Origin of the sequence: Solicola agrisoli (assembly GCF_049059935.1) — a bacterium.
Lineage (GTDB): Bacteria > Actinomycetota > Actinomycetes > Propionibacteriales > Nocardioidaceae > JAURVT01.
Genome location: NZ_JBMGQR010000036.1, coordinates 1 through 15,402, shown reverse-complemented (window position 1 = coordinate 15,402; position 15,402 = coordinate 1). Strand labels below are relative to the sequence as shown.

The window sequence follows — 15,402 nt, the reverse complement described above, 5'->3', positions numbered from 1 at the left end:
GGGCGCTAGCTGCTGAGGGTTCCTCGCTGGGCCGACGTCACGCACGAGACCTCGGCGTTCGCGGTGAGCGTGGTCCGCACCGACCAGACCTCGGTGCTGCCGGGAGGGACGTCGCGCAGCGTGGCGGCCGCACGCGCGAGCACGTCTCCGCTGCCGGGCACGGCCCAGCTGATCACCACGGCGATGTCGCGGGGCTTGCTCGCGCTGTTGGTGACGCTGCCCTTGGCCACGACGGTGCCTGGATCGGTGTCGCAGGAGTCGACCTCGACGTCGGCGATCACACCGCGCGGGTCGCCCCGGAAGTCGGGGGTGGGTGCGAGCGTCGGTGAGATGTTGGTCGGCACGCTGCTGGTCGGGGCGGCAGCCGGGCCGTCCTGACCGTCCTGGCCGCCGGTGCAGGCCGCGAGCGACAAGGCGGCCGCGGCCACGAGCAGACAGGCGACCGGCCGGCGCCGGGCCGTCACGCTCGCGCCCGTCGTCGCCGCAGCCGGTCGACCCCCACGGTCGCCCCGCCCGCGGCCACCGCTCCGAGGCCGAGGACGACCCACAGCGCGGCCGGTCCGCCGGTGTCGGGCAGGTCGGCCGAGGCGTCGTCGGCCTGGTCCGCGTCTCCAGCGGTGTCGTCGCCGTCGGCCGCGTCGTCACCGCCGTCACCGCCGCCGCCGGCGGAGCCGTCCTGCGCCGGGACCACCGCGGTGGACGAGGGGCTGAGGACGGCGTCACCGGAGGGACCGGAGGCGTTCACGGTCGCGACGTTGCGCACCAGCCTGCCCTCGGTCGCCTCGGTGACGGTGTACCTCGCCGTGCAGGTGGTCGTCTCGCCCGGCGCCAGGGTCGTCGTCGGGCAGGTGATCGCGTCGCCCGACCTCTCGAGCATGGGGTCGTCGACCTCGAGGTCGTCGACGTCGACACCCCCGGAGTTGGTCACCACGAAACGGTAGGTGATGGTCTCGCCGGCGTCGGGGCGACCGTCGGCGTCGTCGAGGGAGGCCTGCTTGTCCAGCGAGAGCGAGGGCCGGGTCGGCAGCGCGGTGCTGGTGCTGTCGGGGCTGCTCGTCGTGGTCGTGCCACCGGGCGAGTCGCCGGTGACCGTGGCGGTGTTGTCGGCGGTCCCGGCGCGGATGTCGGCGCGGGTCACCTCGTACGTGGCGGTGCAGGTGGTGCTCGCACCGGGTGCGAGCACCGTCACCGGGCAGTCGACGACCGTCACACGGGCGTCCTGGACGGCGATCTCGTCGACCGTCTGCGTGCCCGTGTTGGTCACCACGAACCGGTACGCGATGGTGTCACCGGCGCTGATCGCGCGGTCGCGGTCGGTGTCCGCGGGCGCCGACGCCTGCTTGTCCAGGACCAGGGTGGCCGAGACCACCAGGTCCGTGTCGGCGGTGTCCTGGGGCGACCGGACAACTGCCCCTCGGGTGGTGGTGGTCGTGGCCTGCGCGGTGTTGCTCACCGTCCCGGCGTCCAGGTCGGCCTGCGTCAGCGTGTAGGTCGCCGTGCACGTCGTCCCGGTGCCGCGGGCGAGCACCGTCGAGGGACAGCCCACCGTGCCGACCTTCGGGTCGTCGATCGCGAGCTGTCGCAGGGTGACGGCGCCGGCGTTCTGCACGACGAACTCGTAGGCGATCGTGTCACCGGCGTCGGTGCGCCCGCTCCCGTTGGCGTCGACGACGGGGCCGGCCTGCTTGTCGAGGGTCAGGCCCGAGGCGGCGGCGATGGACGTCGACACCGTGTCGGCGGGAGAGACCACCGCGTCGCCCCCGGGCGTCTCGCCCTCGGCGCGCGCGGTGTTGTCGACGCTGCCGGCGTCGACGTCGTCCTGGGTCACCTGGTGGCTCGCGGTGCAGGTCGTGCCGGCGCCTGGCGCCAGGGACGTCACGGGGCAGTCGACCGACGCGACCCGCGGGTCCACGACGTCGAGCGAGGTCGTGGTGAGCGTCCCGGTGTTGCGCACCGCGAAGGAGTAGGCGATCGAGTCGCCGACGCCGAGCTCGCCGTCGGCGTCGGCGTCGTCGAGACCCGCGACGGCCTTGTCGATCGTGAGGCCGGCGACCTGCTCGGTCGTGGTGCGGGTGCTGTCGGACGGCGACTCGACGTCCTGGCCGTCGGGATCCTGGGCCTGCGCGGTGGCGGTGTTCTCCACCACGCCGGCGTCGACCTGCGCCTGGGTGATCGTGTAGGTCTGCTCGCAGGTCACCGACTGCCCGGGCGCGAGCGTGGTCCTCGCGCAGTTCGCCCCGCCGGTGAGGGGGTCGTCGATCCCGACGAAGGTCGTCGTCACGACGCCGGTGTTGGTGACACGGAACTCGTAGGCGATCGTGTCGCCGGCGTCGAGCCGGTCGTCGGCGTCCACGTCGCGTGTGGACGCGACCGACTTGTCGAGCGTGAGCGCGGCCGCGGTGTCGGTCGGCGTGCGCGTCGAGGAGGTGTTGGACGACACCGGGTCGCCTGCAGGGTCGTCGCCGGTGACGACCGCGGCGTTGTCGACCTCGCCGGCGTCGGCGTCGGCCTGGGTGAGTGTGTAGGTGCCCGTGCAGGTGGTGCTCTCGTCGGCGTCCAGCGTCGTCCGCGGGCACGAGACGGTTCCCAGCAGCGGGTCGACGACCCGCAGGCCCGACACCGTCGGGGCGCCGGTGTTGGTGACCTGGAAGGTGTAGCCGATGGTGTCGCCGGCGGCGATCAGGCCGTCGCCGTCGACGTCGACGGGGGTGCCGGCGCGCTTGACGAGGCTCAGCGCCGCGGTGGTGTCGGTGGGGGTCGACGTCGTGTCGGGCGCGGAGGTCACCCGGGTGTTCCCGGGGGTGTCGGCGGTGGCGGTCGCGGAGTTGTCGACGGCACCGGCGTTCACCTCGGCCTGGGTGATCGTGTGGCTGCCGGTGCAGGTGGTCCGCGCCCCGGGCGCGAGCACCGTGGCCTGGCAGTCGACCGATGCCAGGAGCGGGTCGACCACGCCGACGCCGTCGAGGGTGACGGCGCCGGTGTTGGTCACCGTGAAGAGGTAGACCACCGCGTCACCGGCGTCGACGGTGCCGTTGCGGTCGACGTCGGTCACCGACCCGACGGCCTTGTCGACCGTCAGCGTCGCGTCGGTGGAGGTGGGGGTGGACGTGGTGTCGGGGGCCGAGACGACCGCGGTCCCGTCGGGTGCGACGGCGGCGGCGGTCGCCGAGTTGTCGACCCGGCCGGCGTCGACGTCGGCCTGGCTGATGGCGTACGTCTTCGTGCAGGTGGTGCTGGCCTGGGGCGCGAGCCGGGTGACCGGACAGTTGGCCCCGTTGGTCCTGGCGTCCGAGATGGTGAGGCGGCCGACCGTGACCGTGCCCGTGTTGGTGACCTCGAAGCGGTAGGTGATCGTGTCGCCGGCGTCGACGCGACCGTCGGCGTCGACGTCCGTGGGCGTGCCGGCGGTCTTCTGGACCCGCAGGCCCGGCGCGGCCTGGGTGGCCGTGGCGGTGCTGTCGACGTTGGAGACGACGCCCGCGCTGCCGGGCGAGGACGCGTTGGCCGTTGCGCGGTTGTCGACGCTGCCGGTGTCGGCGTCGTCCTGGGTGATCGTGTAGGTCGCGGTGCAGGTGGTGCTCTGGTCCGGGTCGAGCGTGGTGACCGGGCAGTCGACGGCACCGACCTTCGGGTCGGCCACCGTCAGGGCCGAGACGGTCGTGTTGCCCGAGTTGGTGACCTCGAACGTGTAGGCGATGGTGTCGCCGGGGCCGACGAGCTGGTCGCCGTCGACGTCCACCGGGGTGCCGGCCTGCTTGTCGAGCAGCAGGGAGGGGTCGCGGGCCAGGGCGGTGGAGGTCGAGTCCGAGGTGGTGACGGTGCGCCCGGCCGCGGTGGTGCCCGAGGCACGGGCCGTGTTGTCGACGCCGCCGGCCTGCACGTCGGCCTGGGTCAGCGTGTACGTGCGCGGCGAGCAGGTGGCCGCCTGGCCGGGCTGGAGGGTCGCGGGCGTGCAGGTGACGGGGTCGACCCTGGGGTCGCTGACCGAGACCGTGCCGAGCGGCTGGTTGCCGGTGTTGGACAGGGCGAACCGATAGGTGATCGTGTCGCCGGCGTCGGGGCCGTTGCCGTCGAGGTCCTCGATCTCGCCGGCCGTCTTGTCCAGCGTGAGGCCGGGGGCGGCCGGGGTGCGGGTGACGGCGGTGTCGGTGTCGCCGACGCGGTCGCCCGCCGGCGGCTGCGCGGTGACCGTCGCGGTGTTCGTGACGCTGCCCGTGTCGATGTCGTCCTGCGTCAGGGTGTAGGTGGCCCCGGTGCAGGTGCGACTCGCGCCGACGGCGAGCGGCCCGCTGCCGCAGGCGACCGCGCCCCCGACCCGGGGGTCGGAGACCTGCACGTCGGTCAGCTCGTCGAGCCCGGTGTTGGTCACCTCGAACCCGTAGGCGACGGCGTCGCCGGCGTCAGCGCGACCGTCGGCGCCGGGGGCGAGCGTGGCGGTCTTCGTGATCTCGATACTCGGCCGACGAAGCGTGAGGGCGTGGTCCTCGACCTCGCCGTTGGGAGCCACGCCGACCGGGTTCGCGACGTCCGCCGCGAGCGCCGACGCCCGGATGCGGGCGAAGGTCGAGACGTCGCCGGCGGCGAGCGACGCGGGGACGTCCCAGGTCAGGTCCGCCGATCCCGCCGAGCAGGTGGCGGTGGCCGAGCGCTCGGTGGCACCGAAGGCTCCGTTGCGGTCGAAGTCGATCCAGCCCGCCACCGCCAGCGTGCCGGTGCAGGCGACCTGCTGGGTGTACGGCGCGCCCGGGGTCACGGCGACCCGGGTGGGGAAGGTCGTGGCGTCCTCGTCGTCGGGGCCACCGAACGCGGCGGTCCCGTCGGTGTCGTCGCCCAGGGCGTTCGCGCTGGACAGCTGCGCGCCCTCGGCGTCCACCAGTGCCCCGAGCCGCAGCGCGGGCAGGTCCGGCGAGGCCAGCGCGAACGCGTCGCTGCTGACGTTGGTGGTGCCCTGCGGCACCTCACCACCGGAGTACGAGCGCTGCAGCCCGTGACCGGCGACCCCGTAGGACGCCGGTGCGTCACCGAAGTCGAAGTCGATGGCCACGCCCAGCGCGATGGCCGACTTGCCGCCGCCGGCGACCTGCACGTTGGACGCCGAGGACGCCCCGTCCATGAAGGCCACGGCGGCGGGACCGCTCGGGCACGTCGACGAGGCGGGGTTGCGCAGGCGGAGGGTCTGGCCGGTGCGCACGGCGTCGGACTGCTGCGTGCACCCGGGCGACCGGTAGCGGTCGATGATCCGCCACGTCGCACCGGACGGGATGGTCGCCTCGACGTACTCGCCGCCTCCGCTCTGCTCGGCGTCGGCCATCACCAGGCCGGCGAGCGGCAGCGCGGCCCCGTTCAGGGTCGCGCTGCACGAGAAGTCGAAGGTCGGGGTCGTCCCGGTCGCGGTGTTGGACAGGCCGTTGACGAGCTGGTTGGCGCCGTTCGGCCCGCCGATGTTGTACAGCTCGTCCAGGGCGTCGCCCTGCCAGTTGCCCGGCCGGTAGGCCTCGAGCGGCGTGCTGCTCGAGCCGCCACCGGTCACCGCGCCGATGCGACAGGTGACCGCGACGGTCTGCCCCGCTGCGGTGAACGTCTGCGTCTTCGTCAGGCCCGCCCGTGGCAGACCCTGGCGGTTGCTGCCCCAGGTGAACCACTCGATCGAGTCGACGAACCGGCCGGACCCGCCCGTCGCCTTGGCGGCGTCGGCCGGATCGGGCGACACGACCGAGGCGGTGACGAGACCCGCCGTCGCGAGCACGAGCACGGACAGCCCGACCAGGACGCGGCGGAGGGAGGTCGAGAGGGCGGTGGCCACCATGGAGTTCCTTGCAGGCGCGACCTGCGGGGGCAGGCCAGTCGTATCGAGCGGACGCGACCGGCCCCGAACGTCAGCGGCCTGCGGTCGGCAAAAAATTACCTCGGGTGTCGATCACCTGGGGTAGAAGTCGAGCAAACCGCGCCATATATCGTCCGAATGGACGAGTTCTCGATCGGCGCTCTTGTCCTCGCACGTGGACCCCCGCGGCGGAACGTACGTGGTCGGAGAATGCCCGCGGGAGGTGGCTGGACCTGCGGCCCATGAAGGCCGGGTTGCTCCCTGCGAACGCAACAGCAGTCCACTACCGAAACCCCTCGTCCACCGGTGTCCTTCTCTCAGGCACGGCACCTCGCCGATGCCATCTGGACCGGTGGAGGACACCATGGAAGCAGCGCTGCTACGGCCGCACGAGGCCGCCGACTACCTCGCGATCAGCAGGTCGAAGGTCTACGAGCTCATGCGCGCAGGCGAGATCGGCTCGGTGCAGATCGGCAACTCGCGCCGGATCCCGTTGCGCGAGCTGCAGCGGTACGTCGAGTCTCTGCCGAGCAGCACCGGCGGCCGTGATGGAGCTCCTGGGCCACTCGCAGATCGGTGTCACGACGAACACGCACACGCACGTCGAGACCGAGGTGTCCATGACGCCACTCGGCAACTGGGGCACGTGTTGCGAGCTGACCAGGAGGACCAGTCGTGAGCAGCTTGGCTGCTCGCACGGCTGCTTCGGGGCCCGTGCTATCCCGGGCGCACGACGAGCAGCCCACGAAACGGCCACTGACCTGGGGCTTTGGTGGAGCCGCCTGTCGGAATCGAACCGACGACCTTCTCATTACGAGTGAGACGCTCTGCCGACTGAGCTAAGGCGGCGGAGTCCGGACGAGGATCGCCCGCCGGACCGACTGCCAACTGTATCGGGCGAGGGCGCGGGGAGAGAAATCGGGCCCGCCCCTAGACTTCGTGCCGTGAGCGAGCCCGACGCACCGACGTCCACCGTGGCCGGAGCCGAGCCGGAGGTGAGGGCCGAGCTGGAGCGGATGCGCGCCAGCATCGACAACATCGACGCCGCCCTGATCCACGTGCTGGCCGAGCGCTTCAAGTGCACCCAGCGGGTCGGCGAGCTGAAGGCCCGGCACGGGCTGGCGCCGTCGGACCCGGCACGCGAGGGGCGCCAGATCGAGCGGCTGCGGAGCCTGGCGAACGAGGCCGACCTCGACCCCGCCTTCGCCGAGAAGTTCCTGCAGTTCATCGTCGGCGAGGTCATCCGGCACCACGAGGCGATCGCAGCCGATGCCGACGCATGACCCGCGCGACCCCGACCTCGCCGCGTTCTGGCGCGAGCGGCACCTGTGCACGCTCACCACGCTGCGCGCCGACGGCACGCCGCACGTCGTCCCCGTCGGCGTCACGTACGACCCCGAGACGCTGACGGCCCGCGTCATCACCGGCGGTGGGTCGGCGAAGGTCCGCCACGTCGAGCGGCTGGACGGTGAGGCCACCGTCGCGGTGTGCCAGGTGGACGGGGGCCGCTGGTCGACGCTCGAGGGTCGCGCGCGGATCACGCGCGACGTCGACGAGGTCGCCGAGGCGGTGCGCCGGTACGCCGAGCGCTACCGCCAGCCGCGCGAGAACCCCGAGCGCGTCGCGATCGTCATCGACGTCACGCGCGTGCTTGGCAGCGCCCGGCTCACGCCCCTCCCCCGGGACTAGCGACCCGCCAGCCGGGTCAGGCGCCCGGCTGGTCAGGCGCGGACGGCGACGCCGGGGCGGTCCTGTCCCGCGAGCCTGTCGCCACGCAGCCAGGCGGCAAGCCGGGACCTGCGGCCCGCCAGCGGGGTCAGGCGCCCGGCTGGTCAGGCGCGGACGGCGACGCCGGGCCGGTCTTGCCCTGCGAGCCGGTCGCAACGCAGCCAGGCGGGATGCCTGAGCCCGCTGGTCAGCATTGAAGGCCGTCCTTGGGGACGGTGCCGTCGACGAAGTACTTCTCGGTCATCGAGTCGACGCACTCGTTGCCCACGCCGAACGCGGTGTGTCCGTCGCCGTCGCGGGTGACGAGCACGCCCGACTGCAGCGCCTTGGCCATGCCCTGCGACCACTCGTACGGGGTGGCGGGGTCGCGGGTGGTGCCGACGACGACGATCGGGGCGGCGCCGTCGCCGTCGATGGTGAGCGGCGCGGCCGTGGGCTTGATCGGCCAGGTGGCGCAGCCGTAGGGGCTCCAGGCGAAGATCTCGCCGAACACCGGGGAGTCGGCGAGGTACTGCGGGATGGACGCCTCGGTCTGCGCCGCGGTGATCGTCTCGGGGTCGTCCAGGCAGTTGACGGCGGTGATGACCTGCGCCGAGTTGTCCTTGTACCCGTCCGCCGTGCGTCCGAGGTACTGGTCGGCGACGCTGAGCGCCGGCGCACCGTTGCCGTTGTACGCGGCCTGCAGCACCTGCGTCAGCACGGGCCAGCTCTGCTGGTTGTACAGCGGGAGCGCGACGGCGTAGAAGCCGAGCGTCTGGCCGAGCGGTCGGTCGGGGTCGCCGGTCTTCAGCGGGTTGGCGTCGAGCCCGGCGAGGAACGCCTTGAGCTTGGCGGTGGCGTCGGCCTCGCTGGAGCCGATCGGGCAGTCGCCGCCGGAGACGCAGTCCTGGATGTAGGCGCTGAGCGCGGTCTGGAAGCCCTTGGCCTGGCCGAGGTTGGTCTGGCGGGCGTCGAGGGTGGGGTCGATCGCGCCGTCGAGGATCATCCGGCCGACCTTCGCCGGGAACAGCTCGGCGTACGTGGCGCCGATCGAGGTGCCGTAGGAGGCGCCGTAGTAGGTCAGCTCGTCGTCGCCGACGAGCGCGCGCAGGACGTCGAGGTCCTTGGCCACCTCGACGGTGGAGACGTGGCGGGCGAGCTCGCCGGAGTTGGCCAGGCAGGCGTCGCCCATCTTCTTGCTCTGGGCGGCGAAGTCGGCGACCTCGGCCGGGGTGTCGGGCGCGGGGTCGGAGGCGACGTACGCGTCGAGCTGCTCGTCGTCGAGGCACTTCAGGGGCGTGCTCTCGCCGACGCCGCGCGGGTCGAAGCCGATCACGTCGTACGCGTCGACGACGCCGGACGGCGCCGCGCTCTCGAACTGGGACACGAAGTCCTGGCCGGACCCGCCGGGGCCGCCGGGGTTGATGAAGACGGTGCCCTTGCGCTCGCCCTGCGCGGGCTGCTTGCGGATCCGCAGCTCGAGGGTCTCGCCGTCGGGCTTCGCGTAGTCGATCGGGACCTCGACGCCGGCGCACTGCGCCTCGCCGCAGTCCTCCCAGCTCAGCTCCTGGCCGTAGAACTTCTGCAGGTCGGGCTCGGGTGCCGACGAGGCCTGGGGCGCGTCGGTGCCGCCGCTCGGGCCCGACCGCTCGGCGAGGTCGCCCGCCTGGGTGCACCCGGCGAGGACCACCGTGGCCGCCACCGCCACCCCGAGGGTCTTGAACCACGCAGCAGAGCCGAGCCGTCGACGCATCCAGTCCCCTTCGCCATGGCCCGAGCCGGGCCGATCGTCGCGGTCCAACGTACGGGACGCGGGGTAGCCCGGCAGGGCACCGTCCACAGGGTCGGGCCGGTCAGCGCTTGAGCGACAGCATCAGCGACTCGAGCGCCAGGAGGGGTGCGGCGTTGGCCGTGAGCGCCTCGCGGCACGCGAGGATCGACTCCAGGCTGCGGAGCGTCTGCTCGGGCGTGCCCTGTCGGGCCATGGCGTGGACGTCGGCCGCCGCCTCGGCGTTGACCAGCTCGGTGGCCGGCGACTGCTGGGTGGCGAGCACGTCGCGGTAGAACGAGAGCAGGTCGAGCAGGACGCCGTCGACGGAGTCGCGGACCATGCGGGTGCGGCGACGCTTGTGCTCCTTCTCCAGCTGCGACAGGGCCCCCTGGTAACCGACCGGACGCTTGCCGCGCTCCTCGATGCCCCACGACGTGCGCAGGTCGCGCAGCTCGGACTCCTCGGCCCGCGCGGCCACCTCGCCGGCGTTCTCCTCGGCCGCCTCGTGGACCCGCTGGGCGGCGGTCATGCAGGCGCCGAGCGACGTCAGCGACGACGGCAGGTGCAGGATCGTCGAGCGGCGCGCCCGCACCGACTCGTCCGTGGCCAGCGCGCGGGCACGGCCGACGTGGCCCTGCGCGGCGCGGGCCGCCGACAGCGCCAGCGCCTCGGGGACGCCCTCGCGGCGGGTGAGCATCTCGGCGACGGCGTGCGCCGGCGGCGTGCGGAGCACGACCTGGCGGCAGCGCGAGCGGATGGTGACGATGACGTCCTCGGCGGTGGGCGCGCACAGCATCCACACCGTGCGCGGCGGCGGCTCCTCGAGGGACTTGAGCAGCGCGTCGGCCGCCTCCTCGGTGAGCCGGTCGGCGTCCTCGACGACGAGCACCTGCCACTTGCCGCCGGCGGGACGCATGGCCGCGCCACGCACGTGGTCGCGGATCTCCCTGACGCCGATGGTCAGCTGGTCGGTGCGCACCAGCGTGACGTCGGGGTGCGAGCCGGTGAGCGCGGTGCGCAGCTCGGGGGTGTCGGCCTCGCCGACGTCGTCGGACTGCAGCGCGGCGGCGAACGCGCGCGCCGCGTTGGAGCGGCCCGACCCGGGTGGCCCGGTGAACAGCCACGCGTGGGTCATGCCGCGGCCTGGGCCGCCCTCACGACGCTCCTGCGCCGCGCGGGCGGCGTGCCGCAGCGTCGCGACGACGGGCTCCTGCCCGACGAGGTCGTCCCAGACGCTCACGCGTCGGCCTCGGCGGCGCGCGTCGCCGTGGCCAGCAGCGGACGCAGCCGCTCGGCCACCGCGGCGGCGATCGTCTCGGGGGCGTCGGACGCGTCGAGCACCAGGTAGTGCTCGGGGTCGGCCGCGGCGAGCTCGAGGAACGAGGCGCGGACGCGTCCATGGAACTCCAGCGGCTCGGACTCCAGCCGGTCGTGGTCGTCGAACCGGCCCAGGCCCACGGTGGGGTCCACGTCGAGCAGGACCGTCAGGTGCGGGCGCAGCGAGCCGGTGGCCCAGCGGGCGACGCGCTCGACCTCGTCGCGGTCGAGCACGCGTCCGGCGCCCTGGTAGGCGAGCGTGGAGTCGACGTAGCGGTCGGTGACGACGACGGCGCCGCGGTCGAGCGCCGGCCGCACCACCGTGGCGACGTGCTCGGCCTTGTCGGCGGCGTAGAGCAGCGCCTCGGTGCGCGGCGCGATGTCGCCGGTGGCGGGGTCGAGCAGGATGCCCCGGACGGTGGCGCCGACCGCGGTGTCGCCGGGCTCGCGGGTGAGGACGACCTGGTACCCGTCCTCGCGCAGCCAGGCCTCGAGCAGGCGCGACTGGGTGGACTTGCCGGCGCCCTCGCCGCCCTCGAGCGCGACGAACACGCCGTGGGGCGCGTAGACGGCGGCGCCGTCCCCGCTCCGGATCTCTGCGAGCAAGGACACTCCTGGGCGGTCGTTCATCTGTCGGAAGGACACGACGCCGAACACCACCGCGGCGAGGGCGGCGACGGCGAAGGTGAGCTGCGCCCCACTGTAGGTGAGGGCGGCGTCGTCGTTGAGCCGGAACCGGTGGGTGCCGATCACGCCCGCGACGAGCGGCGCGACGGCCAGCACGAGCGCGAGCGCGAGCCGCACGAGCGACTGGACGAGCGCGAACGTGCGCCCGCGGACGTCCTCGTCGACCTCGTGGCCGAGCAGCGTGTAGCCGGTGATCCAGGCGACGCCCGACGCGAACCCGAGCCCCAGGACGAAGACCGCGGCCAGCACCATGTTGCCGACGGCCGCGAGCAGCAGCAGGAACACGCCGGCCGTCACCAGGGCCACGCCGAACAGCCGGCGCCGCGTCACCTGGCGCAGGACGGTGGGCCCGCGCCACATGCCGAGCCCGAGCCCGGCGAAGACCGCGCCGAACAGCACGCCGTAGCCGGGGTCGCCGGCGCCGAGGTCGGTGACGTAGACGCGGCCGAGCCCGATGACGACGCCTCCTGCGGCGAAGGCCCCGACCACGCCGACGACGAGCCCGCGGACGACCTGGGTGCGTCCGGCGTAGCCCCAGCCGTCGGCGATGCTGCGCAGGATCCCCACGCCCGCGTCGGCCACGGGGGCGCGCGGGAGCCCGTGCAGACCCGCGGCGAACAGGGCGCCGACCGCGAAGAGGCCGGCCACCACGAAGAGGACGAGCGCCGCCGGGTCGCGCGGGTCGCCCAGCAGCCCGAGCACCGACGAGAGCGCCTCGGCCAGCGCCGTGATCGCGATGAACAGGGCGGCGGCGGGCAGCGCGAAGCCGTAGGTGGTGGCGAGGTTGACGCGGTTGGCGTCCTCGAGGTCGCGGCGGTGCACCAGGGTGGGGACGGCGGCGTCCTTGGTGGGCAGCCAGACGGCGTTGACGGCCTCGACGAGCACCGTGACCACGAACAGCCACCACAGCGTGCCCACGAGCGGGATCGACGCGAACAGCACCGCGCGCAAGGCCAGGCCGGTGAACAGGGTGGCGCGGCGGTCGAGCCGGTCGGCGACGTAGCCGCCGAACGGGCCGATCAGCAGGGCCGGCACCACCCGCAGGAACAGCACGCCCGCGATCGCGAAGTTGCGGTCGGCGTAGTCGGCGCCGGCGACGGCGTTGGCGAACGCGGTGAGCGCGAGCAGACCCATCCAGTCACCGAGCGACGCGACGCCGAGCATCGACCAGAAGCGCCTGAACAACCGACCCCGCAGCAGGCCGCGGACGCCCAGGGGGGCGGCGGGGGCGTCCGGCGTCGTCACCGGGTCAGCGTACGGCGGGGTGCGGACAGCCGGCTCAGGCGTGGACGGGCTCGGCGTCGCCCAGCAGCCCGCCGAAGCGCAGCTCGAGCACGAGCAGCGCCAGGCACACGAGCCCGGCGACCAGCTCGGGCACCGGCGTCAGCGTCCCGGCCAGGACGACGGCCACCGCGAGGAGCACCGGCGCCCAGGTGCGCGCGGACGCGTCGTGGTGGCGGATGCACACCGCCCACCACGCGGCGAGGAACACCGCGACGGGAAGCGTCACGGCGATCGCGCTCTGCCACGCGGGGGCCTCGGAGTGGTCGGTCCAGAAGTCGACGCGCGCGGCCAGACCGGCCCCGACCGCAGCGCCGGACGCGTAGACGAAGTAGTGCCCGAACCCCCAGGCGTAGGCGCCCGCGTTGGTCTCCAGGCGGGCGAGGACGTCGCCGGCCTCGCGGGCGAAGTACAGCCACCACAGTGAGAACACCACGAGGACGCCGCCGACGACCACGCCGAGCAGCTCGACGCGGTGGCCCTCGTCGTCCAGCGCCTCCTGGATCGCGACGGTGGTGGACAGGATCGTCTCGCCGAGCACGATGATCAGGAACAGGCCGTACCGCTCGGCGATGTGGTGCGGGTGCCACGGCGTCCGCCCGGTGCGCTCGGCCCAGACGGGCACCACGAACTCGCAGAGGACGAGCAGCGCCACGAACTCCAGCCCGAGCTGCGGCGGGGTGGCGAGGAACAGGATCCAACCGACCTGGACGACCACGATGCCGATCGCGTACCGCCGGCAGGTGGTCCGGCGCTCGGGGTCCTGGCGCGACGCCCGCCACCACTGCACGACGAGCGCCAGGCGCATCACGACGTAGCCGACGACGCCGAGGGTGAAGTCGTCCTCGAACATCCGCGGGATGCCCGCCGCGAGGACGAGCGAGCCGAGGATCTGCGCGAGCGTGAGGACGCGGTACGGCACGTCGTCGTTGTCGTAGGCCGAGGAGAACCAGGCGAAGTTCAGCCAGGCCCACCAGATCGCGAAGAACGCGACGACGAAGTGCGGCGCCGCGTCGGCGAGGTGGTCCTCGGAGATCGCGTGGTGCAGCGTCAGCGCGCACTGCGCGATCGCGACCACGAAGCACAGGTCGGTGAGCAGCTCGAGCGGCGTCGCCGCCCGGTGGGGCTCGGCCGGGTCGCGGGGGCGCATGGGCCGGACCAGGCGCGAGATCGTCGACACCGCCGCAGCGTAGACCCGGCGGCGGCCGCGCGGACAGGGCTGCGCCGTCCCACCCGTCCCACTCGGCACGGACTTCTGTCCCGATACCCGGGAAGTTCTCCGGGTATGGGGACGGATTCCCAGGTATACCTGGGAATCCGTCACCGAGCCCCGCGTCAGGACTTCTTGGCGGCGGCCTTCGCGGTGGTCTTCTTGGCCGCGGTCTTCTTCGCCGCGGTCTTCTTGGCGGGGGCCTTCTTGGCCGCGGTCTTCTTGGTCGCCTTCTTGGCCGGGGCCTTGCGGGCGGTCTTCTTGGTCGACGGACCCTTGGCGCGCTTCTCGGCCAGGAGGTCGGCGGCGCGCTCGGCGGTGAGGGTGTCGGGCTCGTCGCCCTTGCGCAGGGTGGCGTTGACCTCGCCGTCGGTGACGTACGGGCCGAATCGGCCGTCCTTGACGAGCATCGTGCCGCCGCTGACGGGGTCGGCGCCGAGCTCCTTGAGCGGGGCCGCGGCGGCGCGACGTCCGCGCTGCTTGGGCTGGGCGTAGATCGCGAGCGCCTCGTCGAGGGTGATGGTGAGCAGCTGCTCCTCGGAGTCGATCGAGCGGGAGTCGGTGCCCTTCTTCAGGTAGGGCCCGTAGCGACCGTTCTGGGCAGTGATCTCCTGCCCCTCCTCCTCGCCCTCGGCGGCGGGGGCCACGCCGACGACGCGCGGCAGCGTCAGCAGCCGGACGGCGTCCTCGAGCGTCAGCGTCTCGAGCTCCATCGACTTGAACAGGCTGGCGGTGCGCGGCTTCACGGCCTTCTTGCCCTTGGTGGGCGCGTCCTCGGGCAGCAGCTCGGTGACGTACGGGCCGTAGCGGCCGTTCTTCGCGACCACCTTCTGGCCCGTCTCGGGGTGCAGGCCCAGCTCGCGCTCGGCGCCCGTGGGGTTGGCGAGCAGCTCGCGCGCCTTCTCGAGCGTCAGCTCGTCGGGCGGGAGGTCGTCGGGGATGTTGGCGCGCGCGGGCTGGCCCTCGGCGTCCGGCGGTCCCTCGACGTACGGGCCGTAGCGGCCGACGCGGGCGTTGATGCCCTCGCCGATCTCGAACGTGGAGATGCCGCGGGCGTCGATGTCGCCGAGGTCCTCGACCAGCGCCTTGAGGGCGGTGTCGCCGTCCTCGTCGCCGAACCAGAACCCGTGCAGGACGTTGACGCGGTCGCGACGGCCGCCGGCGACGGAGTCGAGGACGGCCTCGAGCGAGGCGGTGAACTCGTAGTCGACCAGGCGGCCGAAGTGGCCCTCGAGCAGACGGACGGTGGCGAACGCGACCCACGCCGGCACCAGCGCGGTGCCCTTCTTGTAGACGTAGCCGCGGTTCTGGATCGTCGTGACGATCGAGGCGTACGTGGACGGGCGGCCGATCTCGCGCTCCTCGAGCTCGCGGATCAGCGTGGCCTCGGTGTACCGGGCCGGCGGACGCGTCTCGTGGCCGGCCGCGTCGAGGGAGGCCACCGTCAGCGGGTCGCCCTCGGCGAGGTCGGGCAGGCGGGTCTGCTTGTCGTCGGTCTCGCCGTCGGGGTCGTCGTGGCCCTCGACGTAGGCCTTGAGGAAGCCGTGGAACGTGATGGTGCGGCCGCTGGCGGTGAACTCGCAGTCCTCGCCGCCGCTCGCGGTG

10 protein-coding genes and 1 tRNA gene are annotated in these 15,402 nt (G+C 73.3%); 3 read left to right on the top strand and 8 right to left on the bottom strand.

Annotated features, from left to right (window positions below; genetic code table 11):
* Positions 1–5: 5 nt before the first annotated feature.
* Both ACI6PP_RS13540 and ACI6PP_RS13535 read right to left on the bottom strand, forming a co-directional pair.
* Entirely contained in the window at positions 6–464 is a 459-nt protein-coding gene (locus tag ACI6PP_RS13540) for a hypothetical protein (protein ID WP_421112125.1), read from the bottom strand.
* Positions 461–5,803, bottom strand: a complete 5,343-nt coding sequence (locus tag ACI6PP_RS13535) for a CshA/CshB family fibrillar adhesin-related protein (RefSeq protein WP_421112124.1) — start codon at positions 5,801–5,803, stop codon at positions 461–463. The genes ACI6PP_RS13540 and ACI6PP_RS13535 overlap by 4 nt, the downstream gene beginning before the upstream one ends.
* Before the next feature lie 358 nt (positions 5,804–6,161).
* Between ACI6PP_RS13535 and ACI6PP_RS13530 the strand changes: the two genes are divergently transcribed.
* Complete coding sequence (locus ACI6PP_RS13530; protein ID WP_421112123.1) at positions 6,162–6,503, top strand: helix-turn-helix domain-containing protein; 342 nt, start codon at positions 6,162–6,164, stop codon at positions 6,501–6,503.
* Between the two features lie 94 nt (positions 6,504–6,597).
* Here ACI6PP_RS13530 and ACI6PP_RS13525 read toward each other — a convergent pair.
* A tRNA-Thr gene (locus ACI6PP_RS13525) sits at positions 6,598–6,673 on the bottom strand.
* A 167-nt stretch (positions 6,674–6,840) separates the two neighbouring features.
* On the opposite strand from ACI6PP_RS13525, the gene ACI6PP_RS13520 reads away from it, so the two are divergent.
* Positions 6,841–7,107, top strand: coding sequence for a chorismate mutase (locus tag ACI6PP_RS13520; protein WP_421112144.1), 267 nt, complete (start codon positions 6,841–6,843; stop codon positions 7,105–7,107).
* Complete coding sequence (locus tag ACI6PP_RS13515; protein WP_421112122.1) at positions 7,094–7,513, top strand: pyridoxamine 5'-phosphate oxidase family protein; 420 nt, start codon at positions 7,094–7,096, stop codon at positions 7,511–7,513. The genes ACI6PP_RS13520 and ACI6PP_RS13515 overlap by 14 nt, the downstream gene beginning before the upstream one ends.
* Positions 7,514–7,739: 226 nt before the next feature.
* Here the strand turns inward: ACI6PP_RS13515 and ACI6PP_RS13510 are convergent, their stop codons facing one another.
* From ACI6PP_RS13510 to ACI6PP_RS13490, 5 genes are all read right to left on the bottom strand, one after another.
* Positions 7,740–9,284 carry an alpha/beta hydrolase gene (locus ACI6PP_RS13510; protein WP_421112121.1) on the bottom strand — a complete coding sequence of 515 codons (1,545 nt, stop codon included), beginning with the start codon at positions 9,282–9,284 and terminating at the stop codon, positions 7,740–7,742.
* Between the two features lie 100 nt (positions 9,285–9,384).
* Positions 9,385–10,542: a DNA polymerase III subunit delta' gene (locus tag ACI6PP_RS13505; RefSeq protein WP_421112120.1), complete on the bottom strand. Its 1,158-nt coding sequence runs from the start codon at positions 10,540–10,542 to the stop codon at positions 9,385–9,387.
* Positions 10,539–12,551 carry a dTMP kinase gene (gene tmk / locus ACI6PP_RS13500; protein ID WP_421112119.1) on the bottom strand — a complete coding sequence of 671 codons (2,013 nt, stop codon included), beginning with the start codon at positions 12,549–12,551 and terminating at the stop codon, positions 10,539–10,541. The genes ACI6PP_RS13505 and tmk overlap by 4 nt, the downstream gene beginning before the upstream one ends.
* A 34-nt stretch (positions 12,552–12,585) precedes the next feature.
* Positions 12,586–13,767, bottom strand: coding sequence for a low temperature requirement protein A (locus ACI6PP_RS13495; protein WP_421112118.1), 1,182 nt, complete (start codon positions 13,765–13,767; stop codon positions 12,586–12,588).
* 155 nt (positions 13,768–13,922) lie between these two features.
* The coding region (locus tag ACI6PP_RS13490) for a topoisomerase C-terminal repeat-containing protein (protein WP_421112117.1) at positions 13,923–15,402 on the bottom strand (1,480 nt) is incomplete at its 5' end.